The 24,027-nt window shown below is 41.4% G+C and carries 20 protein-coding genes and 1 riboswitch; of the genes, 12 read left to right on the top strand and 8 right to left on the bottom strand.

Going from position 1 to position 24,027, the window contains the following annotated elements; genetic code table 11:
• Positions 1 to 103 precede the first annotated feature (103 nt).
• The gene (locus tag AC2TF6_RS16115) at positions 104 to 643 is read right to left on the bottom strand and encodes an NAD(P)H-dependent oxidoreductase (protein WP_491307615.1); all 540 of its coding nucleotides are present in this window, start codon (positions 641 to 643) and stop codon (positions 104 to 106) included.
• A gap of 258 nt (positions 644 to 901) precedes the next feature.
• Between AC2TF6_RS16115 and AC2TF6_RS16110 the strand changes: the two genes are divergently transcribed.
• The gene (locus tag AC2TF6_RS16110) at positions 902 to 1,279 is read left to right on the top strand and encodes a winged helix-turn-helix transcriptional regulator (protein WP_369996093.1); all 378 of its coding nucleotides are present in this window, start codon (positions 902 to 904) and stop codon (positions 1,277 to 1,279) included.
• Between the two features lie 557 nt (positions 1,280 to 1,836).
• Here AC2TF6_RS16110 and AC2TF6_RS16105 read toward each other — a convergent pair.
• The gene (locus tag AC2TF6_RS16105; RefSeq protein ID WP_491307614.1) at positions 1,837 to 3,036 is read right to left on the bottom strand and encodes a DUF418 domain-containing protein; all 1,200 of its coding nucleotides are present in this window, start codon (positions 3,034 to 3,036) and stop codon (positions 1,837 to 1,839) included.
• 344 nt (positions 3,037 to 3,380) lie between these two features.
• On the opposite strand from AC2TF6_RS16105, the gene AC2TF6_RS16100 reads away from it, so the two are divergent.
• The 7 genes from AC2TF6_RS16100 to AC2TF6_RS16070 all read left to right on the top strand — a co-directional run bounded on the left by AC2TF6_RS16100 (position 3,381) and on the right by AC2TF6_RS16070 (position 13,190).
• Positions 3,381 to 4,070: a response regulator gene (locus AC2TF6_RS16100; protein ID WP_491307613.1), complete on the top strand. Its 690-nt coding sequence runs from the start codon at positions 3,381 to 3,383 to the stop codon at positions 4,068 to 4,070.
• A 5-nt stretch (positions 4,071 to 4,075) separates the two neighbouring features.
• A complete protein-coding gene (locus AC2TF6_RS16095; protein ID WP_491307612.1) occupies positions 4,076 to 5,539 on the top strand; it encodes a HAMP domain-containing sensor histidine kinase in 1,464 nt (487 codons plus the stop codon).
• Positions 5,536 to 6,675 carry a WD40 repeat domain-containing protein gene (locus AC2TF6_RS16090; protein WP_491307611.1) on the top strand — a complete coding sequence of 380 codons (1,140 nt, stop codon included), beginning with the start codon at positions 5,536 to 5,538 and terminating at the stop codon, positions 6,673 to 6,675. The genes AC2TF6_RS16095 and AC2TF6_RS16090 overlap by 4 nt, the downstream gene beginning before the upstream one ends.
• Before the next feature lie 207 nt (positions 6,676 to 6,882).
• Positions 6,883 to 8,010 carry an acyltransferase family protein gene (locus AC2TF6_RS16085; protein WP_491307610.1) on the top strand — a complete coding sequence of 376 codons (1,128 nt, stop codon included), beginning with the start codon at positions 6,883 to 6,885 and terminating at the stop codon, positions 8,008 to 8,010.
• Positions 8,011 to 8,052: 42 nt separating this feature from the next.
• Entirely contained in the window at positions 8,053 to 8,724 is a 672-nt protein-coding gene (locus tag AC2TF6_RS16080) for an SGNH/GDSL hydrolase family protein (RefSeq protein WP_491307609.1), read from the top strand.
• 39 nt (positions 8,725 to 8,763) lie between these two features.
• Positions 8,764 to 9,792, top strand: coding sequence for an LCP family protein (locus AC2TF6_RS16075; protein WP_491307608.1), 1,029 nt, complete (start codon positions 8,764 to 8,766; stop codon positions 9,790 to 9,792).
• Positions 9,789 to 13,190, top strand: coding sequence for a M14 family metallopeptidase (locus AC2TF6_RS16070; RefSeq protein ID WP_491307607.1), 3,402 nt, complete (start codon positions 9,789 to 9,791; stop codon positions 13,188 to 13,190). Before AC2TF6_RS16075 ends, AC2TF6_RS16070 begins: the two co-directional genes overlap by 4 nt.
• Before the next feature lie 601 nt (positions 13,191 to 13,791).
• On the opposite strand, the gene AC2TF6_RS16065 is transcribed toward AC2TF6_RS16070, so the two are convergent.
• Positions 13,792 to 14,103: a hypothetical protein gene (locus tag AC2TF6_RS16065; RefSeq protein ID WP_491307606.1), complete on the bottom strand. Its 312-nt coding sequence runs from the start codon at positions 14,101 to 14,103 to the stop codon at positions 13,792 to 13,794.
• A 423-nt stretch (positions 14,104 to 14,526) separates the two neighbouring features.
• Here AC2TF6_RS16065 and AC2TF6_RS16060 point away from each other — a divergent pair, with 423 nt between their 5' ends.
• From AC2TF6_RS16060 to AC2TF6_RS16050, 3 genes are all read left to right on the top strand, one after another.
• Entirely contained in the window at positions 14,527 to 15,045 is a 519-nt protein-coding gene (locus tag AC2TF6_RS16060) for a hypothetical protein (protein WP_491307605.1), read from the top strand.
• A gap of 32 nt (positions 15,046 to 15,077) precedes the next feature.
• Positions 15,078 to 15,581 carry a hypothetical protein gene (locus tag AC2TF6_RS16055; RefSeq protein WP_491307604.1) on the top strand — a complete coding sequence of 168 codons (504 nt, stop codon included), beginning with the start codon at positions 15,078 to 15,080 and terminating at the stop codon, positions 15,579 to 15,581.
• Positions 15,582 to 15,648: 67 nt separating this feature from the next.
• Positions 15,649 to 16,344, top strand: coding sequence for a metallophosphoesterase family protein (locus tag AC2TF6_RS16050; RefSeq protein WP_491307603.1), 696 nt, complete (start codon positions 15,649 to 15,651; stop codon positions 16,342 to 16,344).
• Positions 16,345 to 16,924: 580 nt separating this feature from the next.
• Here AC2TF6_RS16050 and AC2TF6_RS16045 read toward each other — a convergent pair.
• The 5 genes from AC2TF6_RS16045 to AC2TF6_RS16025 all read right to left on the bottom strand — a co-directional run bounded on the left by AC2TF6_RS16045 (position 16,925) and on the right by AC2TF6_RS16025 (position 21,682).
• Positions 16,925 to 17,425, bottom strand: a complete 501-nt coding sequence (locus tag AC2TF6_RS16045) for a hypothetical protein (protein ID WP_491307602.1) — start codon at positions 17,423 to 17,425, stop codon at positions 16,925 to 16,927.
• 250 nt (positions 17,426 to 17,675) lie between these two features.
• Positions 17,676 to 18,131 carry a cell wall-binding protein YqgA gene (yqgA, locus tag AC2TF6_RS16040; protein WP_452532315.1) on the bottom strand — a complete coding sequence of 152 codons (456 nt, stop codon included), beginning with the start codon at positions 18,129 to 18,131 and terminating at the stop codon, positions 17,676 to 17,678.
• 1,437 nt (positions 18,132 to 19,568) lie between these two features.
• Positions 19,569 to 20,012 carry an OsmC family protein gene (locus AC2TF6_RS16035; RefSeq protein WP_454236754.1) on the bottom strand — a complete coding sequence of 148 codons (444 nt, stop codon included), beginning with the start codon at positions 20,010 to 20,012 and terminating at the stop codon, positions 19,569 to 19,571.
• Between the two features lie 638 nt (positions 20,013 to 20,650).
• Positions 20,651 to 21,250, bottom strand: a complete 600-nt coding sequence (locus AC2TF6_RS16030; RefSeq protein ID WP_491307601.1) for a hypothetical protein — start codon at positions 21,248 to 21,250, stop codon at positions 20,651 to 20,653.
• Between the two features lie 96 nt (positions 21,251 to 21,346).
• Entirely contained in the window at positions 21,347 to 21,682 is a 336-nt protein-coding gene (locus tag AC2TF6_RS16025) for a DUF3139 domain-containing protein (protein ID WP_491307600.1), read from the bottom strand.
• 995 nt (positions 21,683 to 22,677) lie between these two features.
• Positions 22,678 to 22,823, top strand: a riboswitch (FMN riboswitch).
• Positions 22,824 to 22,948: 125 nt separating this feature from the next.
• Between AC2TF6_RS16025 and AC2TF6_RS16020 the strand changes: the two genes are divergently transcribed.
• On the top strand, positions 22,949 to 23,947 hold the full coding sequence (locus AC2TF6_RS16020; RefSeq protein WP_491307599.1) for a DMT family transporter: 999 nt from the start codon (positions 22,949 to 22,951) through the stop codon (positions 23,945 to 23,947).
• The last annotated feature ends 80 nt before the right edge of the window (positions 23,948 to 24,027 follow it).

The raw sequence follows: 24,027 nt of genomic DNA, 5'->3' as shown, positions 1-24,027 counted from the left end.
CTCAAGCGAAAGCATCACAAGGCTGGGATCGAACTTGGCTGTATATATCCAAGCAAAAGAAAAGAGAACAAGTTCATACGAACTTGTTCTCTATTTTTTCAGGTTAATTGGCAAGGTCCGCTTGAAGGCTGACGATGTGTTTCGCATACTGGTCGGCTTCCGCCTGAAGTTCCGCCTCGGGCGCATCCGACAAATGATAGGCTGCAAACACGGGGAGAAAAACGCCGTTGCATTTCTCAAGAGTGCTCTGAATCGGTTTCATAAACTCGCTTAGCGTGTGCCGGTTGGAACCTCCGGAACGATATTGATTTTCGGTTCCGCCCGTTGTCGTGGCGACGATAAATTCTTTTCCCGTCAAATGGACGCCATCCGTTCCGAACGCCCAGCCGTAGGTGAGCACATCGTCAAACCATTTTTTCAGCAGGGCCGGAGAGCTGTACCAGTAAAGAGGGAACTGGAAAACAATCCGGTCGTGTTCAGTGAGCAGCCGCTGCTCTTTTTCCACATCAATCGTCCATTCGGGATATTCCCGGTAAAGGTCGCGTACATAGACGCCGGGAACTGTAGAAGCTTTGCGGGCAAAAGCCCGGTTAACTCTGGAAGCAGTTAAGTCGGGATGAGCCGTAATCACCATTATTTTCATGATCAAGCATCCTTTCAAAGTAAATTGGAAATCGTAGGGCAATCCGAATTACTTTCTCATTATTGTTTAGATTCTTATTTTTGAGAAGTAGGATTTTTAATCGGACTTAGTCTGTAAAATCATACCTTGAACAGCCGCGCATAGTACGAAAAATAAGACTATGTACGAAAAAGAGAAGTACTTTTATTAAACGGGCCGATTTGGTAAAGTAACAGAACAAAGAAGTTATCAAAAAAATGAATGACGGAGGGGAATCGGATGCCGCTAAATGATAGACAGCCGGGGACGACCGAAGGAATTATGACCACGCTGGATGTGATCGGAGGCAAGTGGAAGCCGCTGATTTTGTTTATCCTGCTTCATCAGGGCACCAAGCGGTTCGGAGAACTCAGGAAGCTCCTTCCGTCCGTTACCCAGGGGATGCTGACCAATCACCTTCGCGAGCTTGAGCGCGACGGCTTGATCGTACGCAAAATCTATCAGGAAATTCCGCCCAAAGTGGAATATTCGATGTCCGATCACGGGCGTACGCTGAGCACAATACTCGCGGATATGTGCGGCTGGGGATTTATGCATCAGGGAGTGATTGAAAGCAGCGGTCAGGCTGAGCGGAGCAGGACGGGGGAGAGTGATTGAGGCTGTTACCGGCAGAGGGAATCCTTCTTCAGACATTTTAAAAGCGTAACAAACGACAGGATACTATCTTACCAGTATTCATAACCGGCCATGCGGATCAAAACCTTTTCCAGAGGTCTTTTTTGTAAGCTGAAAAGAACTCCCCCTATTTTTTGACACAAAAAAAGACTATGACTTGATCAGCCATAGTCTCTGCAAAGCATTCGTGATCCCTAATGCCATCAGGATAAGGAAAATAAACTGCAGTCGCGAGACGCCGTTAGCCACGTTGTTTCCTCCACCTATTCCATATGTTGTACGCCAAAAAATCCCCCATGAACTGGTAAATGTTATGACCAAGTGTTTCCTTTGTTATGCAGCAGGTGAAGATTCGAAGGCGGTATAAGGGATGTACGATTTAATTGATGAATATAAAATTGATAAATCAGGGGGATCGAAGATATAATACCGAACACAAAGCTAACGAGTGGTTCCAATTGTCTTTAACCATAAAATATCCCACCGATAGGTGGGATATTTGAGCAAAATTCCATACAGTAGATTCTATTAAGGGGCTCCTATTTAGGTGCATTTATCGAGCGAGGGACACTGAACAACCGGTCAAAATGTCGCATAGATGACTCAAGCGGACCATGGGGTAGCCGTGAGATTAACCAACCTGCTACCAATGTTATCATGGCAACTAGCAGATCACCGAGGGGAACTCCATCCAAACTATAGTCGATTCTTGATAGCGTAAGCAGCCAAACGACGACGAACTGAGCCGCATACATTGTCAACGCCACGCGTCCGACTCCCGCAAAAGGGACCAACATGGCGTTGGTTTTCTTTGGTACGAGGAATACGATTCCCAATACCAGCAGTGCAAACCCGAGCCCGGTCAGCGTCTGGAACGTTGAAGCGCTATGCGGAACCGTCCATAGAAGCATATGCCACATCGGCTGTTCCATGTTAAGCGGCCAGATGGCATACGGGTCTGGCATAGCGGCGGTACCTTGAACAGTGACAAGCCACGATTCAAATGAACGGCTAAGCTCAGGGAGGACATAAGCGGCCAGTGTCTTACCTATAATGAGCAACATGAGGCCGCCGATCGCTAGTAAAAATGCGGTTCGTTTTTTGGTCAGGTCAAGGCTCCCGATTGCCATTCCAGCTACGAAAGCAGGGGCGAGTGCTAGGGTGGACATCGGACCGCCGGCAACGTCTCGAAGCAGAAATGCTCCAGATAGGGCACTCATGCCCAGAAGCATAAGTGGGGGGGCTAGAAACATCAGTGCAACGGTAGTCGTAACGAGTGTGCGGTTTGAAAGACCCGCCAGTATCAATGCTAAGACGAACATGGCAGCGTAGGCGGGCAAAATCACTCCGAAAGGGGTATTCAACATGATGAGCAAATATCCCATAATATCGACGAATACCGCGCGAGCCAGCATCTTTGCCCGAAAGGCGGTTGCATCCTTTTGTCGATCCTTCATGCGCTGAGCCATGATGGAGTAGGAAATCCCGCCGCAGAGTACAAACAATAACGTTGTGTTTCCGGAAACGATGGTAGTAATCCTTTCGTTCGATGCAAAGTGCTGCAAATACATACCGATAACCGCCAAACCTCTCGCAGCATCCAGCGCCAGAAGACGCCCGGCTCCTTGTGGGTTGCCTCGTCCATTCGGGAAGGCGTTTTCCGGTCGTCTGTGTCCGCTGCCCGTTCCTTTCTCCTTTTCATTGCCGTTCTCATGCGTCATTTTGAAACGATCTGACAAATTCGATTCCTCCTCACTAGTGCTGATTTCACTTGTCGCAATGTGTTTCCACTATATCGGGAGGATGTCGCCAAAGTTTGATCACGTTGTAAACAAAGTGTCACAAACCAATGCTGTGACATTTTGTTTACAAATTGATCAAACGATAGTGACATCTGCTTGCTATATTGAAAAATGAGGCTAATCTGTCATTTTAATAATCCCAAAAGAAGACCATTCTCATTTCAAATCTGCGTTTTTGGGGCATAACGAACTATAATTTGTTACGATTTGAATATTCACTAATTGAGTCATTAGCTTTAGGGAAAAGTATGGATGATCCTTACAAAAAAACGGGGGTTACGATGAATCAAGCAAAAATTCTCATTATTGAAGATGACGCAGCAATAGCTGACTTACTATCATACGGACTTTCTATGGAAGGGTTCGAAACGAAAACGACGGCATGTGGAGCCGAGGGTATGATGGAGCTTCAGCAATTTCAACCCGATCTCCTGCTTCTCGACTGGATGCTACCGGACCAAAGCGGGCTGGATATTTGCAAGAAGGTAACGGCAAATCATAATTTACCGATCATGATGATTACCGCGAAATCGGATATTACGGATAAAATACTCGGACTGGAATTCGGCGCGGATGATTATATAACAAAACCATTTGATTTGCGGGAAGTAGTTGCCAGAATACGGACAATCCTCCGGAGGGTTGATCAAGCGAACAAAAGACATGATGATCAGCGGGAAGTGATTCGGCTTGAGCATATCGAGATCATTGTGGAAGAACGTCTTGTTCAAAAAGATGGTCACGCAGTTGATTTGACTCCAAAAGAGTTTGATTTACTGATGACACTGATTGGACATCGAGGAAAAACGTACACACGTGCGGAATTGTTAGATATCGTATGGGGGTATGATTTTCAGGGAGATACCCGTACGGTGGATACTCACATCCAAAGGCTTCGTAAAAAGCTGGATGCCGGCGATCTAATCGCCACTGTATTTGGAATAGGCTATAAATTCGAAAATAGGCGGTAAAACGAATGATTCGAAATATTAGCGTCAAATTTATTATCGGTTTCTTCTTAATATTTTCGCTCTCTTTTCTGGTGTTAAATCAAACCGTGAAGGAGTCTATTCGGACCAGTAACAAAAAAATAGTGACCTCGGAGTTAATTGGACTGAAGAACAACAGTAACATTTATGTACGACAAGCTTTTCTGATCAATCATTTTTCGAACAATAGGCTTTACTTTGGGCAAATGGCTGAGGAAATGGCTAACGACTTGAATCATGCCACTGGCAGCAGCGTCAGCGTATATACAGTGGACGGGGCACTGCTGTTTTCATCGGATAAGTCAATTCCGCATCTAACAAATGGAGACTTAAAAGAAGCAATAGAGGGGAAGACTGCATACAGCATCACTTACGATCGAAACAAAGCATCCGTTCTATTCTCGTACCCTGTTTTCATTGATGGAACGAAGGTTGGAATTTTACGGTTTTCCAGAGATTTCAGTCTGCTCTATGAACAAAGCGGACGGATTAAGGAAATCATCTTTTACATTGCGATGGCTATTTTCGCGGCAGCTTTCCTCTTTTCATATATCCTCTCCAGGCACATTACCATCCCCCTTGTCAGACTAACTCGAGCCTCAAATGAGGTGAAAAGCGGAAACCTGGAAGTGCGGATCCAGTTCAGGCGGAAGGATGAGATTGGAAGGCTTGCAGACAACTTTAACGAAATGATCGATCAAATTAGCAGGCAGATGACGATTATCCGAAAAGACCGGGATCACCTTCAGGCTCTTCATGAACAGGAGAAGCGCTTTTTTGACAACATCACCCATGAACTTAAGACTCCGCTAACTTCGATATTAGGATACGCTGAGATTATACGTAAAAAAGGAGAAGCGGACCGAAATTTTTTCGAAAAGGGCATGAACCATATCATAGAGGAAAGCAGACGTCTTCATGACATGGTTCTGAAACTGTTGGAGGCGTCGCGCCCAAACATTCAGATTATGGAGCCTGAAAGGGTCGATGCGGGAAGCATTTTGAAAGACGTGTGCGAATCGATGGGGATCCGGGCTCAACGCTATAAGAAAAGCATTCGGTACGAGATCCAAAATGAATTGATCGTATATGGACAAGGAAACCGATTACGCCAGCTCTTTATTAATCTACTGGATAACTCTATCAAATACAGTACGGATCAAGCAGAAATATTCGTAACGGCGAAGAGGGCTGACACGAAAATTCAATTTGTTTTTAGCAACCCAAGCGATCCAATCGAGACCGATCAAATTGCTTATTTATTTCAGCCATTTAATCTGGGCAACCGTCAAGTATCTGAGGAGGGAAGTGTCGGGCTGGGGCTCAGCATCTCCAAATCCATTGTCGATGAACACGGCGGGAACATCCGTATGACGAACGAAAACAATCAAACGATAGTTACGGTAGAATTAGAATATATGAAGGTCCGAAAGGACGGAAAGCCGATATGAAGAATGCACTTTTCGCAATAGCAGTACTCTTGTTTCTAATCTTGGTTTTATCCGGCTGCGCTCTGTTCGAACCCGAAACAGAGACGATTGTAATTCCGAGTCAGGAAGAGAAGCAGACCGAAAATGAAGGGATACAACCCTTCAAGGTAAAGACAATCTATCGGCTACCTGATGAATTCACAAACGCTGGTCAAATATTAGGATGGTCCGGTAAAGATTCTGTAATTGCTTCGAATAAGAAAGTTAACCTATCAGAACAAACCGTATTAAAGCGTATGGCTCCTCCTTACGAAAAAAGTGAGATTATTTCTGGAATTCAAATGGATTCGCCTCTTATCGAACTGTCTCCTGATGGTTCACTCATCCGTGAGATCTCAATCACAAGGTATGGAACTAAATTGAAGCTGATATCACTAAAGGACGGCAAAGAAACCGAGGTAGCAAATTTCAGCAATAATAAGGATCTGTATATTCAGAATGTCGCATGGTCCAACAACAACCAATATCTTTGTTATTTGGTAATTGATCCGATTGAAAGTGGAAAAGCCTTTATTCACTTATTGGACGTCGGTAACCAATCCTCCACAACATATACGATAAAAAACTACGGAAAGGGAAACAGCCTTACAAAAATCAACGTATCTGATGACGGACACAGTGTACTATTAAGCGCCTTTCAAAACGGTAAGACCAAGAAAAACATCATCATGCTGGGGACGGTCAATGGAAATTCAATCGACATCCAATACGAACATCAGAGTGATGAAGACCAAGTGGCTTGGCTGAATAACGATCAGTTTGTATTCCTTGGAACCGATGGTACGTTATTCGAGTATGATCAACGTACCAAAGAACTATCTGTGCTACTGGAAAAAGTGGAGGGATTTAAACTGTCAAAAGACAGGAAATGTATTGCCTATTCAACTTATGACCAGGACACGATTTACGCAGGAAGGATTCAAGGGAATAATGTTCTGTCTAACGAACCTGTTTATCATGGTTTGAAACCATCTCAAATGTACTGGAGCCCTGGCGAAAAAGGTTTACTTGTCTATGGGCAAAAGTTTTATTCACCTTCATCAAATACCCAAACGATGACAACGGATGGACAGGTACTGCTTATCGAATTCCAATAAGCCTCGTTTATGATTCAATTTAATGAGCCTGAATACCTAAAAACTAACCTTGCTTACGGATCAAATCGTAAATAAGGTTATTTTTTTGTCTAAAAAGGAGCAGAGTTTGTGACAACTTGTTTACATCCTGATCAAACTTTAGCGACATCCGGTAGCTATATTAAAAGAGTAATAAACAGCCCATACACAGACAAGGATGAAACATAAATGTTGGGGAAGCAAAAGCAATTGTTGAAACGTTATATGCCTGGATTAGACGGTTTAAGAGCCATATCCGTATTAGCTGTTATTGCGTACCACTTCAATTTGAAATGGGCTGAGGGCGGGCTGCTGGGAGTAGAAGTTTTCTTTGTTCTATCCGGCTACCTGATCACTGATCAACTTTTATGGGAGTGGAAAACTCAACACAAAATCTCTTTATTGCATTTTTGGATTAGAAGAATACGCAGATTACTGCCGGCGATGGTCAGCATGCTTTTGGTCGTGGCATTAGGGTTGATTCTCATAGATCCTTCCAGAATGCAAACATTGAGAGGAGATTTCCTTTCCTCCGTTTTTTATGTGAATAACTGGTATCTCATCTTTCATCAGGTATCGTATTTTGAAAGTTTCGGTCCGCCTTCTCCAATCGGACATCTTTGGTCGCTGTCTATTGAAGAGCAATTTTATGTAATATGGCCGCTTCTGTTATTCTTTCTAGTCAGGCTTTTAGGGCGCCGGGGTAGACTTGCTGTATTTATTCTTTCCGGTGCTGCCGTTTCCGCCATCACAATGGCGCTCCTGTATGTGCCAGGGACGGATCCTAGCAGAGTATATTACGGAACGGATACCCGGGCATTCGCTATCCTGATTGGAGCAGCGTTAGCTGTTGTATGGCCAAGTTGGAGGCTAACGGACCGAATTTCCTCAGGGGCCCGTCTGTTTTTAGATTTATTGGGAGCGGTGGCGATGTTGATCTTGTTTATCATGATGAATCAAACGAATGAATATGATTCTTCGCTGTACCCGGTCGGCTTCTTGTTTCTGTCTGTATTTACTGCGGTTATCATTGCCGTGCTGGTGCATCCAGCCAGTCAATTGGGATCCATCCTGGCAGCCAAACCACTAAGCTGGATCGGGAAACGATCTTACAGTCTTTATATATGGCATTATCCGGTCATTATATTATCAAGTCCGGCGGCGAATGTCAGGGAACCCGGATTCGTTGACATTTTGCTGCAGCTAACGCTCATTTTTATGTTGTCTGCTCTGTCCTACAGGTTTGTTGAAGAACCGATTCGAAGAGGACGTTTATGGTGGACTCGCTCCAAGGAACTGAACAACTCTACCTTGTAACCACAAACAAATTGAATCTATTTTTGAAAGGATGAAATGAAAATGAAGAAACATAAAGTACGGATAACATGGGTTTTTATCATTATCCTATTAGCTGCTGGATATTTCAGTCAGCGTCATCAGAGCTCGAAAACAACAGAGCAGGGAGAACTAGGGGGACAACAAATCACAGCACCACAGCAGATCAAAGCATCCTCAGAATCTGCTCCCCAAAAAACGGAGAACAAGAAACCTCCTCAATCTCTCGATGGAGAAGGAATTACTGTCATTGGAGATTCGGTCATAGTCGGTATTGAGCCTTATTTGAAAGAAAAACTACCCAAAATTACGGTTGATGGCAAGGTTGGAAGACAAATGTCCCAAGCTCAGAAGCTAATCGATGAATTAAAAGCCAAAGGGAAATTAGGTGATCGCATTATTATCGAACTCGGCACCAATGGACCTTTTAACAAAGAGAGTCTTCGCAGTCTGCTTCAGTCTCTTTCGGACAAGCAGGTATTTGTAGTCACCACGAGAGTTTCTAAAGGATGGCAGGACACGGTCAATACAACTATCAAGGACGTATCCGGTGAATTCCACCATGTTAAAATTGTCGACTGGTATGCAGCCAGTGAAGGGAAAAAAGATATTTTTTATGAAGACGGGGTTCATTTAAAGCCTGACGGATCGAGATATTATGCATCTCTTCTGATCGAAGCCTTGCAAGAACAGTAAGCGTAGTTTCCTGTTATCGTTCAAGAAAGGAGAAACAAAATGTCATTAAAAACGAAGAGGATAGCAGCCGTTCTCGCTTTGATTTTGATTGTGCTTTCCGGTGCGGTTGTCTGCTATTTCTACTCTCTATATAAAGGGTTGGAAGGTTTAAATAAAACAGATAGCCAAAAGTCTCTATTTGCCGCTGTTAACGCAGCGGAGGTTGAGTACGTAGAGCCTCCTAAATGGCTGGGAACTGAGCCGGTTCATATTTTATTAATGGGGGTAGATGCTCGTGGAGTCAATAAAGGAGAGATCCCCAGATCAGACACCATGATGGTTGTCTCTCTGGACCCTGTGCGTAAAAGAATTCATTTGTTTTCAATTCTTCGCGACACGTATACAGATATTCCTGATCACGGCAAAAATCGGATTAATACGGCAATCACGCATGGGCCTAACACGGCTATGAAAGCGGTAAGCGATCTGCTTGGAATCCCTGTTCAGTACTACGTATATACAGACTTTCAGGGTTTTATAAAACTAGTTGACGAAATAGGGGGAGTTGATTTCTATGTCGAGAAGGACATGAACTATGAGAGCGCAGCCGATCAGCATGAATATGATATTCATCTTACCGAAGGAAAGCAGCATTTGGATGGGAAAACAGCATTACAGTACGTTCGCTTTCGTCATGACGCCTTATCGGATTACTCCCGGACGAAACGCCAACGGGACTTCGCCGATGCGGTGGCCCAGAAAATGAAAAACACAACATCTATTATGAAACTCCCTTCCATTCTTGAGAAAGTTAGTCCTTATATAGATACCAATCTAACGGTAAATGACATTTGGAAGTTGGCATCGGTAGGGTATCAGAGCAAGCTGGAAGGAAGTGAACAGATTCCGCCAATGAAGCTGATTAAGGAGACCTATATGGGCCAAGCAGCCGTTCTGGATGTATCGAGCCGCAAAGAGCTGAAAGACTTTGTTCAGAACATAATGGAAGCGGAAAAATCTGTTCCCGCCGAATCTAAAGATTCCTTGAAGACTGGGGAATCAGGAGTTTCTGCTGGGATGAACGAATGAAAGAGGGGGAGCAGAAGTTGAAGAAGAAGTTAAACAAACATGCCTTTGGCTTAATGATTTCATTTTCCCTAATGATCGGTACCGTGGATCCAGGCCATGTTAAGGCGGAACCCATTCAGGATGTAGAAAGCAAAATGGCATCCCACGATCAAAAGGAGAATAAGACACTCGCACGGGGTAAAGCAGTTCAAGAATTAAAAATGAATCATCATGTTGCATCCATGACGGAGAAAAGAACCTTTCAAGTCAAGTTTACGCTGCCCCAAAATGTGGATAGTAAAAGCATAAGCTGGACCTATGGCGGTAAGCCGCTGTCTGAATGGAAGAAATTCGCGCAGCGGGATTATACGGGCCCCTCCTTTATAACGGTAAGCGATGGTAAGGCGAAAGACGGGCAATACACGGCGAATATCACTTTCGATCTACCCTATGACACTGATAATCTGTCCGAGCCTCGCTTACAGCGTCCCCTATATGCTTCATTGATGGGTACCTATGAGCTCGCTGCAACTGCTCACGGACAAGTTATTGCCCAGACACCGGTTAAGTTAACGCCGTATGACAGCTTCCACACTTATGATGAGCTAAAAACGGATATTGATGCGGTTACAGCACAAGCGGCTAAGAAGAATGACCGGTATATTAAAACCATATCGATTGGAAAATCAGTCGAAGGCCGTGATATTTATCTAACGATCCTTGCCAAAGATAAAGCCTCGGTAGATCAATATCAAAATGTGACTCACCCAGCCATGATGAATAATCCCAAGCAGCTTCAGGCTGATATTCAATCAGGTACTTTTGGCGACTATAAGGTACCGATCTGGTTGAATAATATTCATCCGAACGAAGCTCCAGGAGTCGACTTTATTTTCAATTTCTTTAAATCTATGGCGTTAGATGACAGCATATCTTATGATACGAAGGGATCTAATGGCCAGAAGAGCAAGATCAATTTAAACATGGACAAAGCACTTAACCAAGTCATTTTCCTGTTCGTTTATACGGACAATCCAGATGGACGTGTTCACACAACACGATCGAACCCCAATTATTTTGATTTAAACCGAGACAATTCTTATCAAACCCAGCCTGAAACACGCAGTGTTACGGAACAAATTGCAAAATGGTCCCCTTTATCTTTTTTGGACCTGCATGGATTTGATTCCAACTTCCTGATTGAACCGACTACGCCGCCGCATGATCCAAACATCGAATATGATCTGCTGATTGACAGTATGTTGGAACAAGCGAAGGCGATGGGCGAGGCCGGAATTGCCAATACAAAGTATAACGATTATTACATTCCTTACGAAGAACATCAGAAATCCGTGAAGGATCCGAAATATGTACCTAAAGGCATCTCAACAGGCTGGGATGACGCAACTCCCGCATATACAGCGGTATTTGCCATGCATCATGGGGCGTTGGGACACACGCTGGAAGTCCCTGAATCAAACGAAGAGTCGACTAAAGCACTGTATTACAGCGTGGCGGGGGCTACCCATTATGTGATGGAGAACAAAGAGAAGCTGTTCATGAATCAGTTGAAAATATACGAACGCGGGATAGATAATAAGGATGATCGTGCAGTAGATCCATATTTGGTCAATGCCAAAGATGAAATCATCGGCCGTCCGCGTTCAGGCAATCAAAACTTCTTCCCGGAGTACTATGTACTGCCAATCGACAGAAGCATTCAGAAAAATGCATACGAAACCTATCGCATGATCGAATACTTTCTTCGCAACGGAATTAAGGTGGAACGATCAATAAAGCCCGTAACCGTCTCCGGGACAACTTATCCTGCGGGATCATTTGTCATCGACATGCATCAGTCTTACCACGGCTATGCAAACTCGGTTCTTTATGATGGTATTGATGTGTCGGACTATGAGTCGGTTGCAGGTGAGATCGTTCAGGATTTTCCGGTTCTGCGCGGATTTAATCGATATGTTATCAGAGAACCCCGCGTTTTTGAGGGTAAAACCGCTCCGGTAATATCGGTAACGATTCCGGCTACTGCCATGCCAGACAAACCATCCGATTACGTTCTCCTTCGAAATACGAACAACGATGCGATAAAAGCTGTTAATGAGCTCTTGGCATCTGGAAAACACGTAACGATGCTCACAAAGACCGAATCGGAACATGAGGCTGGAGATTTTGTCATCTCTTATGACGATCTGAACCCGCTGGCTTCCAAATACCTGCTTGATGTGAGTTCATTTAGCGATCATATGCCGGTTGGTAAAGAGCTTAAAAGCGCTCTTGTAGGAGCACTCGGTGAGCCGGCGTATGTCTTGGAAAACTTAGGGTTTAAGGTGACTTCAGACCAGGCGCAGGCGGATGTTCTTGTCAATACATTTGATTCTTCCGAGCAGGTGGGGAAAGGCAAGCCATACATCGCGTACGGAAATATGGGAATGGTAAACGTTCAAGATTGGATTCCCGGATTTTCGTTCGGGGGACCCGAATGGAAGCGATATGAGGGAGTATTTCTGGCCGACGTCAAGCAAGACAGCGTCATTACAGCACCTTACGATAAACAGGAGTATTTTTATACCATTACAGGTTCTTATATCAAAACGGTTCCTAAGACAGCAAATATTCTTGCGACGATAAGCAGTAATGATGATTTCTACAAGGCGGGCTGGTGGCCCGGACACGAAGCTGCCAAGGGACAGATTATGGCCTTTACTTATAAGGAAAATAATAAAAACGTGACGGTTTTCTCCAACGATCTGACCAATGGTGCCCATTCGCAGCACCAGTTCCGTCTCCTTGCCAATTCGATATTTAACGCCGTTTCTAACCGAAACCAAGGTTCCGAATCAGCAGTCGAGTTCAGTGATTTACAATCAGTAGAGTCTTGGGCGGGCAGCGGGATACACGAATTGGCCCGTCTAGGATTGGTAAATGGGTTTAATGGTGGACGTTTTGAACCGCTAAAGAAAGTAACCCGCGTCGAGTTTTTGGCGATGATCGTGAGAGCCTTCAATCTATACGACCAAAAGGAAAATATCTCCTTTAAAGATGTTCCCCCAGCAAGCTGGTATGAAACCTATGTAAAAGCTGCAGTCGGCTTAAAACTGGCAGAAGGAACAGGTGAGGGCTATTTTGAGCCAAACAGAGCGATTACGCGCGAGGAAATGGCTAAAATATCGGCTAATGCCATGAAGATTACTTCGGGTGCTACAGCCGGCAATATTGAAGAAGCTCTTGCTAAATTTGGGGACAGGGAAACCATTGCTCCGTATGCCAGAGAGGCTGCCGCATTTCTGACTCAGAAAGGGATCATCCAAGGATTACCCGGAGGTACCTTTGGTCCTAAGGCAGTTGCCACCCGGGCTGAGGCAGCCGTTATTATTAGTCGCATAAAACAAATCGAAGGCTAATCGGCAATCAATCAAATATTTCTGTAAGCCCCATTCGAATGAATGGGGCTTTAATTTAATATCGATGAAATGAAACCAATTCACTTCGCCGCATTGCTTGTAACAGAAAGTGATCATTTATTTTTGCTGAATTGTTAATAGAAGAGGCACTACATAGAAAATCTCCGATTCTCATTGAGCGGGGGATTTTGTTGATTTTAGGACTCAAGGCTGCGCACAGCAATCCAATATGAACCATAAGAGCCGTCGCTGTTCCGGATATATACGGTGTAGTTTCCAGTTTGGAGTGGAGATGGTTCTGGAGAGGTATACCAGTAATGATTTTCTGTTACCTGCTGTCCTGGAGTAAGATTACCGCTGTCCAATACATCTCCGTTGGGGAGTTTAACCGTATATGAGAAGCAGGTGCTTCCCTCGTTTTTCAGAAAAATACGAAGATCTTTTCCAGTTGTATAATAATTACCAAAAATAAAAAAATTAACATTTCACTGGAGGTGCAGATAAGGGGAATAAAAAAGGGGGGGAGATTCCTGAATCAATCTTCATTTAAGACGAACGGAACTTTAAACAACAACTAGAGGAGGAAATACCTCCCCACCGCTCAAAATGCCTTCACGAAAACGTCGTAAGTAGTTGTTTGGCCATTTTTATATACACTGATGGTAGCCTGTCCTGGCTGCAACCCCTTAATATACGATTGGAATTCTACGACGACTGCATTCTGGGGGTTATAAAGAATGGTTGCCAATCCAATTGTGTTATAAACTTCACCGACACGCAGGATCAGATTTTGATTTGCGTGAGGTATTACGGCGTTGGCATTGGCATTTACTGGGGACGCGAACGCCCCGACACTTCCAAAAACCAAAGATACTCCTACTAGGGCGCCAATAGTTAAAGCTTTGAAATTCATAAATAAGTTCCTCCTTTAGTTTGACCATGGTACAAATACCATATAATGGTATTTGTACCATGGTCAATTAGACTCATTTAAACGCAAATTTGAAAGTTCAATCAGACGGCCCGTATACGGCTACTGGCTAGGTATTATATGTGTATCGAGGGATGCGGTTTATAATTCTATTATCGAACGAGAAATTGAAAATTGGTTTTAAAAGTGAAATTTTTCCTGCGAGTACTTAGTATTAACACCATAAGAAAAAGGAATTATCTGGCTTTCCGATGAATTAGTATGTACGGTTATGGTTGAACAATAAAAAGTTATTTTTATGGGGTGATCATCATGAAATACTCTCTGCTCGAAAGGTCCAGCGATTATATTAAACGATAATACAAGTCAATAAAAAATCCTTTTGTGAAAAAGAGTGAGAAAATAATGGAGCATATGTTAAAAAATATTTTTCAAATGGTAGAGTCCATTGATTTACTAATGAAAGAGCAATTGGTGGCACCATCGCTGATTTTACTTTATAGTGCAATGGATATCGTATCATCTCTCTCAGTAATGGAGGAAAGAGATGCGCAAAAATCTGATTTTATTAAGTGGGCTGATAAATATCTTGTTTCTAGATTAACGGCATCATGTAACGGTACAGATATATACGCCGCAAGATGCTCGGTAGTTCATTCATTAGGAAGCGAATCGTCAATGTCTCGAAATGGAAGGGCAAACCCTATCGTTTATGTTTGGGGAAATCGTACAGTAGAAGAGCTGGAGAGTAAGGTAAATTTATTGGAGACCAAAATTATTGTTCTAAAGATAGAAAACATAGTTCAAGCCTTTAGGCATGGTATTGCTGATTTTATAAGTGACTCCATTAATGATCCTGAACTATTGGAGAACATAAAAAAAAGGTCTCAAAAAATGTTCTCAGATGAAGATGTTTTTGCTTGAAATGAGTCTTTCATTTAGATTGGAGAATATTAATGACACCCGAGACAGTAGATATTATGAATAAACTACTAACAATTGCTTTCCCGGCTTCTGTTGTTACTGCAATTTTGGCAAGTCTATTTAACAAAGTAACCAATGACAAGAATCAATCTCTTAAATATATCACTGAGGAGAGAGCGAAGTGGAGAGAATTTGTTAAAGATAGTGTTTCTAAAATATGCGCTAATAAATACGGTGACGAAGGCCGGAAAGCAGTTATAACAAAATTAAAATTAAGTCTAAATCCGCTTGGCGGCAAAGAAAATATTTTGGACACTACTATTCTGAAGATACTCAATAAAATTCTTGATTATAAGTCGACTCCTGAAGATCTTGAGGAATTAACCCTATTGGTTGGATTGTTATTAAAATATGACTGGGAAAGATCAAAAAATGAAACTAGAAGTTTATTTACTAGGTGGTATCATAATCGCAAACTCAAAAGAAAGTTTAGACACGTTGATATTCAAAGCACCTTAGGAAGCGTACCTAGATAAGTAGATAAAATTATGAGCATACCGAAGCGTAAATCATTATAAGTACTTGTCTTGAGGTGAGAAGCACATGATTTATATAACTGGAGACATACATGGAACCATAAGCGTGGGTAGTAGGCTTAATAAAAGGAACTTTCCAGAACAAAAATCCTTAACAAAAAAAGATTACGTAATCGTTGCCGGTGACTTTGGTTTAATATGGGATGGGAGTAAAGAGGACCAGTACTGGCTAAAGTGGCTTGATAAAGAAAAGCCTTTTACGACTCTGTTTATTGATGGGAACCATGAAAACTTTGATTTACTGGACCAGTACCCTGTTGAAATTTGGAATGGTGGGAAAGTACATAAAATCAATAGTAGCGTTATTCACTTGATGAGAGGACAGGTATTCACAATAGAAAATAATAAGTTTTTTACGTTTGGTGGAGCTGCGTCACATGATAAAGAGTATCGCAAAGAAGGGAGGTCTTGGTGGAGGAGAGAAATGCCTTCTAAAGATGAATACGAAGAAGGCTTAGAAAATCTTAAAAGGAATAATTGGAATGTAGATTATGTGATCACCCATACTTGTTCTACTTCGGATCTAGATTATATTTCATCGGTATTCAACATTCACATGGAGAAGGATGAAATGCATCCTTATTTTTATGAGGTTGAACAGAAACTGAAGTACAAACGGTGGTATTTTGGTCACTTTCATCAAAACGTTGAATTGCCCAGGAACAAGCGGCTTATATATTCAGACCTTATAAAAATACAATAAAACGAATCATTTATGAGATAAGAAGCCGACAGCGTACTGAAATGAATTTTCCAGAAATCATAATAAAAAAGGGGGGAATTCCCTCATAAGAATTTATTCAAATGACTCATTTACTTTATTTTGTTCAGTAAGAAGGGCATCATAAAGTGTTCTCCTGGACACTGTTTAACATCGCACCTTCATATGAGTTGTCTTCAATTGAACTGGTAACGAAACCAGAATCTTCGTATGTTAACTAAAAACTCGACAATATTCTTCTTCGTATCAAACACTTCTTCGGGCTTAGAGAAACTGATCTTTCTGCGACTCATCCAGAACAAAGATCACTTTTTACTTCATTTACCTTACTCAAAATCGCCTTCTCCTTTTTCCTAAAAGTAGGTGTTATTTTAATCAAGAACCAAGAGTGATCAAACCGCTATTTAATCAAAATTTATACGATTGATGATAGAAAGTATAGTTTTACAACATCGACAAGCATTCAACAAACATTATCGGACTAGAAAATTATTGTTCTACCAAAAAAATAAAAAATAAATCAAGTGTGTTCTCAGTATATTCTTGACTCTACTATTTACTATTATTGAGGATAAGCTCGAACAAAACCATTACCATGGCCATATCCTGCACCTTTGTTTGTTAATCTAACCTTATAAGACCCGGCTGGTACATTTGACCAGCCAATGGTTTTATTTTGAGATGTTAATTGGTCATATACTCTTTCCGATTGAAACGGTTTATTAGTTTTTACATCAATAAGTTCGTAGAGCATATCTACTTTTCCAGTTGCACCGTTATAATAATCGGTAGACCACTGTACTAGAGTAATATAGACCGCCGCCGTTGTGTTGAAGGTTGTTGTCCCTTTAGTAAGTAATGGATCAGACGCTCTTCCTAAATCGGAAAATTCATAAGAAAACCCGGTCTCATCTTGTGGGGCTACCAATTCAGAAATCTTTGGTGCAGTTATCTGCTTCTGGGAATCTGACGTAGCTGGTGTCTTAGCATTACCAATAGCAGCGAATGAAATAATAGATGCAAAGGCAACGCCAAATGTTGCAATTTTCTTTAAGTTGTTCATATTGTTTCCCTCCATGAATTATTTTATTTCTGGTAACCTAAATATACTGAGAACATAAGCATAGTATAATAGGAAATTCCAATATTGTAAAAAAAAGTAATATATGTAAAATGATTAGCGGTAAATAAATGCTTCATTATTAATGTCTTGAAGAATTATTCCACACCCCTTTCTTTTCAATAAAATGAAGAGTTTAATGCGAGAAAATAAAATGAAAGAGTCCCTGCTAGAAAGCAAGGACTCCCGCAAATCAATTTGTTCTTACTACAGTAAAACTACCGGTCTCCCAATCGCCAAGCCATTTATCCCAATCCCCATATGCATAAATTTTAAGGAGGACTGTAAGGGATGCTTGTGAATTAACGGGAACTATACTAGATACAGACGCGTCGAGAGTGACTGAGGAACCTATTGTTCCACTTCCTACCTTAACCATCTCTTTACCATTATCCAGATAGAGTTCGTAGTAAGCTGCACCTGTGGTTGATTTTTCTGCTGTAATTTTGATTTTGCTCGTGCCAGGTCCGTAACTATTAGCGTCCGTGTAAACCCTTGCCCTGATGTTATTTTTAGTTTGCCATCCTGAATCTGCCAGAGGTGTAATTAATCCTTGAGGAGATACAGCATTTTGTTCTGCAAAAGCTACGGATGATACAGAGCTAAGAAGTAAGGCAGCCGATAAAAATGAAACAATAGATTTTTTCATAGTAATCCTCCTTCAATTGTAAATACTTGTATATTGTACTACATATTTAAATAAATAGCTTTAAATTATTTGTAAACATTTTATTTACATGTTATTGAAATAATATATGGAAGTATAAACAATGAACCAAAATTGGATTCGAAACTGGTGTACATGCAAGGGCGGGTATTAGAGAGAACAAAACATATATGACAAAAGCACATACAGATACAATACTCAGTTTGTGAAGGGAATGCTTTGAAGTCACCTTTCACACTATACAGAGCAAAAAGATGTGTAAAAAAGTATTGTAAAGAAACATTAGGAGTGAGTAGACGCGTAAAATGGGAGTAGCTTCGAAAGAGGCGTGAAAGCCAAAGCGACATATGGAGAAGGTGATTATGGGCGAACCTTTTGGGGTTCATCTATAAACGTAACCAATTATGGAGTTTGGTAAGTATTACGAAGGTCCAGAATCTGGATATGCAGAAGTTTACTCTAAAATGCAAGTTGACAGTATGCTTAGCTTTAAAGGTCTGGGTTTAGTTCTTAACAGTGACACAGTTAGAATTCATGTGGGTTTAAGTTTCAGAAAAGCTTTAAGGGAAGACAAATAATTATTTATTTCTCCCTTTAAATAACAAAAGAATTAAATATATATTAACTGAAGCAAATACGCAGAATAGATTAAATAAATAAAAATAAATAGTATAATTAAATTAAATTTGATGCTATATGGTTGAGATAAGTCGATTGGTTCCAGTAAGCAACTTTGACGAGGCTACTCACATCTCAGTAGACTATTTGAATTAATTCAAATTCATAACTAATGTAGAATGGATGGGGCTATCCCCCATCCATTGATATTATTTGATCTTAAATAATGATTAATGTGTGTCTTTAGGGCAGACCTACCCATGTGAGATTAGGAACAAAATATAGTTAAGAATTTAATATATATAGATGATAATGATAACTATTCGAAAATCTTATCAACTGTCCGTTTTTTTAATCATTTATATGACGGAGTAAAAGAGTAGTGCTTGATGCATCGAGTGAGTAAACAATTATCGGAGGTAATGGTGGAGCGGCGCCAGGATAATGCGCTAGTAGTTATTCCGTCGAGTGGAAATATGTCTATGCATGCTCCTACTCAAAAAGGAAAGAGCAAGGGTTGCCACAGGATCAAATGTGAAGTTTGGATTCCCGAAGAAGCAATTAAAAGAGGTGAAATAATGTCGGACAGATTGAATAGAACCTTGTGCTCAATACAGAATTCAGTCATTCAAAAAAGAGCCCGAAAAGATTGGCTATGTTATTATAACGCATCATGACAGCGTAACGGGCGAAGTTGTATCTTATTACGGAAACTAATAGATCACTACGAAATTTTAATTTTATAGAATAGACAGGAAACAAAAACACCCAAACTGGGTGCTAAGTAAATGTATCTTAAGATTAATTTTCGATTACAATACCGTTTAATTTGAGATTGACCAAGTTTGCAATTGTATCTCCTACAGGGCAAGTTTCTTCTACGAACTTAACGAATTCCTCAACTCGTTCTCTAGGCGCATCTGTTTTGATATAAAAAGTGTAACGAATGTCAGAGTATCCTGGACGAACATCTGCCTTCTTAAAGAATCCATCCAAATCCAAATCACCTTCGACTTCTACTCGAAAGTCTTCAAGATTTATATTAAACTTTTTAGCATATACTCTGGCTACAATTGATTGACACGCACCTAATGAACCAAGTAACACTTCAACTGGATTCATCCCAGTGTCCGTTCCTCCCAGACTTTTAGGTTCGTCAATAGTAAACTCAAAATTTCTTGAACTAACTTTTACAACTACACCTTCTTGCAAGTGTGCCGATGCCTTAAATGTTGTAGTAGCTATTTTACTCACTCCTTTGGATTAAAAAGATTCAAGATAATAATACCATATACGGCTTTTATAGTGTTGTTTTGAATGCACTCATACAATAAAATGTTACTTTTAAAGTTTTTGATGAATTAATAAATTGATGCATTATGTATATGTAATTGAGAATAGATTAGGTTAATTACAGTAGAAAAAATAATTACAAAAACGTGACTACCCAGAGGCTTTTAAACAATATAAACTATCATGTAGTAACAAAGGGGAGTTATTAGGTCGTTGTCAGATCGTACCAACAAAGAATGAAAAATGCATTGCTAATTTATTTGGACAATATGGATATGGAGTTCAAAAAAGACATACGGACTATATTGCATTGCGTGGAGCATTAAACGAATTAAAGTCTTTAGCGATGAAATCGGATCAGTCGATTGCTCTGCCGTACAATATTGGTTGCGGCTTAGCTGGTGGAGATTGGGATATAGTAGGACAAATCATTGAGGAAGTTTTCATTGATTATGATGTGACACTATATAAGTTCGAATGAAATACAGGCTGTTTGGTCGAACTAATATTTAGACAATAAAACTATGGTTTTATTGTACGAAGATATGAAGAAAGCCCTCTATTTGAGGGCGTTAAAGTCTTTATTGTATTTACATAGCACCAATTGTAGCAACCGCACTCATTTTACTAGCAGATAGCCAGGCATACGGGCTGTATACCATATTGGCAATATAACTATGACCATCTATAGCTATATTAGAACCATAATAAAAAGCCATCCAAGGTATCTTTGAACAATAAACTTTATCTTGATCTCCTAACGTATTGACTAGGCTGAACGTTGCGTTTGGATGAGTGCTTACATAGCTCTTTGCCCAAAACCCAGCATTAATAGCCTGAGAGGAAGCACCTGTCCATCGCATTACTTTAGTATTAGGGCGCTTCTTAAACCAATCGTCTAAAGATGTAAGTCCTGGATTGTAACCCGAGCCTTCAATGCTAACCGTTACACCATCCCAGTCGCCTACAATAGCTGCGTGCCCGTGTAGTCCAGAACTACGAGTATCATTTGTAACCAAAACGTCTCCAGGAATTACACTAACACTGGTTCCAGGATAAACACGTCCACCACCAGGAGGAACAGAGTAAACTGTATTGTCAGAAGTGGACTCGTTTGCAAATATAGTAACAGGAAAAATAAAAATCAGTGCCATTACTAGAGATAGTATTTTTGAAATATTTTTAGACATTCTAACTCTCCCACATATCTTATTCGCTGGCCAACTAGATAAATTTACCATATTAATATAATTGAGTCAAACATGCTTGTATTTACCTTTTAATTATTACTCAATATGCTTCTGTCCATTTCTGCTTGATTGATATATCTTTCCATCTGTATCTTCACTATAGTAATAAGTGTTTTCAGGTTCATCCTTAAATTGAACCGCAACTGCGTAATCATTAATACCAACAAATTTTTGCGCCTTAACTGTTTTGAATGTGTAGTCCTTTGCTTCAAAACCCTTGGTTTTAAGATGCTCTACTGTTCTTTTTTCAAGAGATTGACTGATTGCAGTGTTGATTTTTATTTCACTTCCGTAATAATCTCCAATAAAAAAACCTATAGCCAACATTAAGACAAATAACACAATAAGCCAAATTTTACGAATAGTTTTCACTCTCCTTGGTGTAAAAGAATAAAAATTCGAATAGAGGGAGCCTTGTGAAACGCACTCACAGGGCTTAGAGATGATTATTGAAACGCAATCAATATACTATATATAGTAAAATATGTAAAGTTCTATATTGGTTAATGAAAAGATAAATTGATGAACGGCTATTTATATAAATGAAAATATGCGATACATGAAGGCGATTTTACTGAAAGATAACTACACCGTTTATCATCTTCACAACGAACTTAGCAATCCAACAACAAGCATGGTTATGGATTCTACCACTAAGTTTAATTCAGTATTTAAGATTGGCAAGAGAACTAGAAATGAAGTATTTTTGTTTTTGATGGCAAATGGGTTAAGATAGAAGATCAATTCGAAGAATGGATCACAAGTTGTTTCATAAAAAAGTAAAAGAAAGAGAGCAGTTAAATCAAGCGATACACGATAATGAACGTCGCGGATTTAAAGTTGTACAAAAATGGGAACAGCCAAATATAAAAAGGACGGGTCGATAGCGCGTGTTATATTTTGTGCTAAGATGCTAAAAGAAGATACACATGGAAAATAAAAATCTAAAATTTAATATCAACAAAGCAGATCTGCCTCTAGTTTTAACAGTAGAACAAATTATTCAGGTTCTAGGCTTTGGAAGAAGGAACGAATACTAATTTTAGAAACCTCCGTTTCCAGTAAGACGGGTAGGTAAAACAGCTATGATAAACGCATCTAGAGACGTGATTTTCAATTGGTTAGAAGGCAAAGAAAGCAGGGCATAAGCCCTTGCTTTTTTTAATTTAGAGTGTTAATATTTCAATTACAGTTAAGTGTTTTTTCGGCAGGTTTTTGGTAGGATTTTGTTCTGAAACGGGATGATATCAGAGGTAACGCCAGATCATCAACGGAAACGAAGATTTGCTACAAACCTAGTGGTATCAAGGGTTTCGGGTAACGAAACGACTGCTAAAGGCCACCCAAAAAACATACGAAATTGAATATTGAACCTTCGGGGTAGGGTGAAAGTCCCAACCGGCGGTGATGGGTACGCAAGTACCCTAAGCCCGCGACTCCCGGCTTTTACGGCCGGGACTGACTTGGTGCGACTCCAAGGCCGACGGTAAAGTCCGGATGGGAGAAGGTGAAAAGCAGCTTCATTAAAATTTTCATTTTAATGAAGTCTGTTTGTCGATGCCCCCGTTGAACTTCCAGCGGGGGCATCGTCTCTTTTCGGAAGGTTCAATTCAAAACATTCCACAGGGGGTTTTTGAATTGGAGAATGCTTTAGGTCTTAACGGAAAGTCCGCATTAACGAAAGGAAAAGGGATCAACGGCATCTGGTATGTCGCGCTGGGCGCCACTTTGTGGGGACTCGATCCGCTTTTCCGCATCCTGCTGCTGAAAAGCTTAACATCGGCGCAGATCGTGTTCATCGAACACCTGCTGCTCGCCTGCTACGCGCTTCCGGTCCTGATCCGGTACCGCGAACAACTGACCGGGAAGCTGACGCTGGCTGTCATCGGCGCGCTGCTGTTCATTTCATGGGGCGGATCGGCAATCGCCACGATTTTGTTCACGTCGGCGTTTGCTCATGGGAGCGCGAATGCCGTGCTGCTTTTACAAAAGCTTCAACCCTTATTCGCAATTACCTTGGCGCGCGTACTGCTGAAAGAAGCTCTGCCGGCCCGATTTTTTAAATACATCTTTTTCGCACTTGGGGGCACGTATTTGCTGACGTTCGGGTTTCAATCCCCGTCGCTGGGGCTCAAAGATCTGGGCACCATGAGCTGTCTGCTGTCGATTCTGGCCGCAATTCTCTGGGGCGGGTCCACGGTCATGGGCAAATATTTGCTGCAAAAAAATCTCGATTTCCCGATCGTAACTTCGCTCCGGTTTTTACTGGCCATTCCGCTGCTGTTTATCGTGCTGATGGCGAGCGGGGACGCCTGGCAGCTTCATAAAGGAACGGGCGAGTGGGCGCTCATTGTTGTGAACTTGCTGTTCCAGGCGTTTTTCCCGGGGCTGATCAGCATGCTGCTCTACTATAAAGGGTTGTCCTCGACCAAGGCGTTTCTCGCGACGATCGCGGAGTTGTCCTTCCCGGCCGTCGGTGTTCTGATCAACTGGCTCGTATTCGATCAGGCCCTGACAATCGGACAGCTGGCCGGCTTCCTTCTGATCTGGTCCACGTTGTGGTTTATGGGACGCACCCCGGAAAGTAAAGCCGCCGCGTCCGGCGCCAACGAAAAGCTAGACGCTTCGACCGTTTAATTGCAACGCATCCCAAAGACTGCCTAATCGGCGGTCTTTTTTTATATCCACCGAAAGCGGAACTCCACTTGCAGGGAGCG

This window comes from Paenibacillus sp. JNUCC 35, from assembly GCF_058269095.1.
Note: the sequence above shows the minus strand (reverse complement) of the source record. Positions and strands in the feature narration are given on the sequence as shown.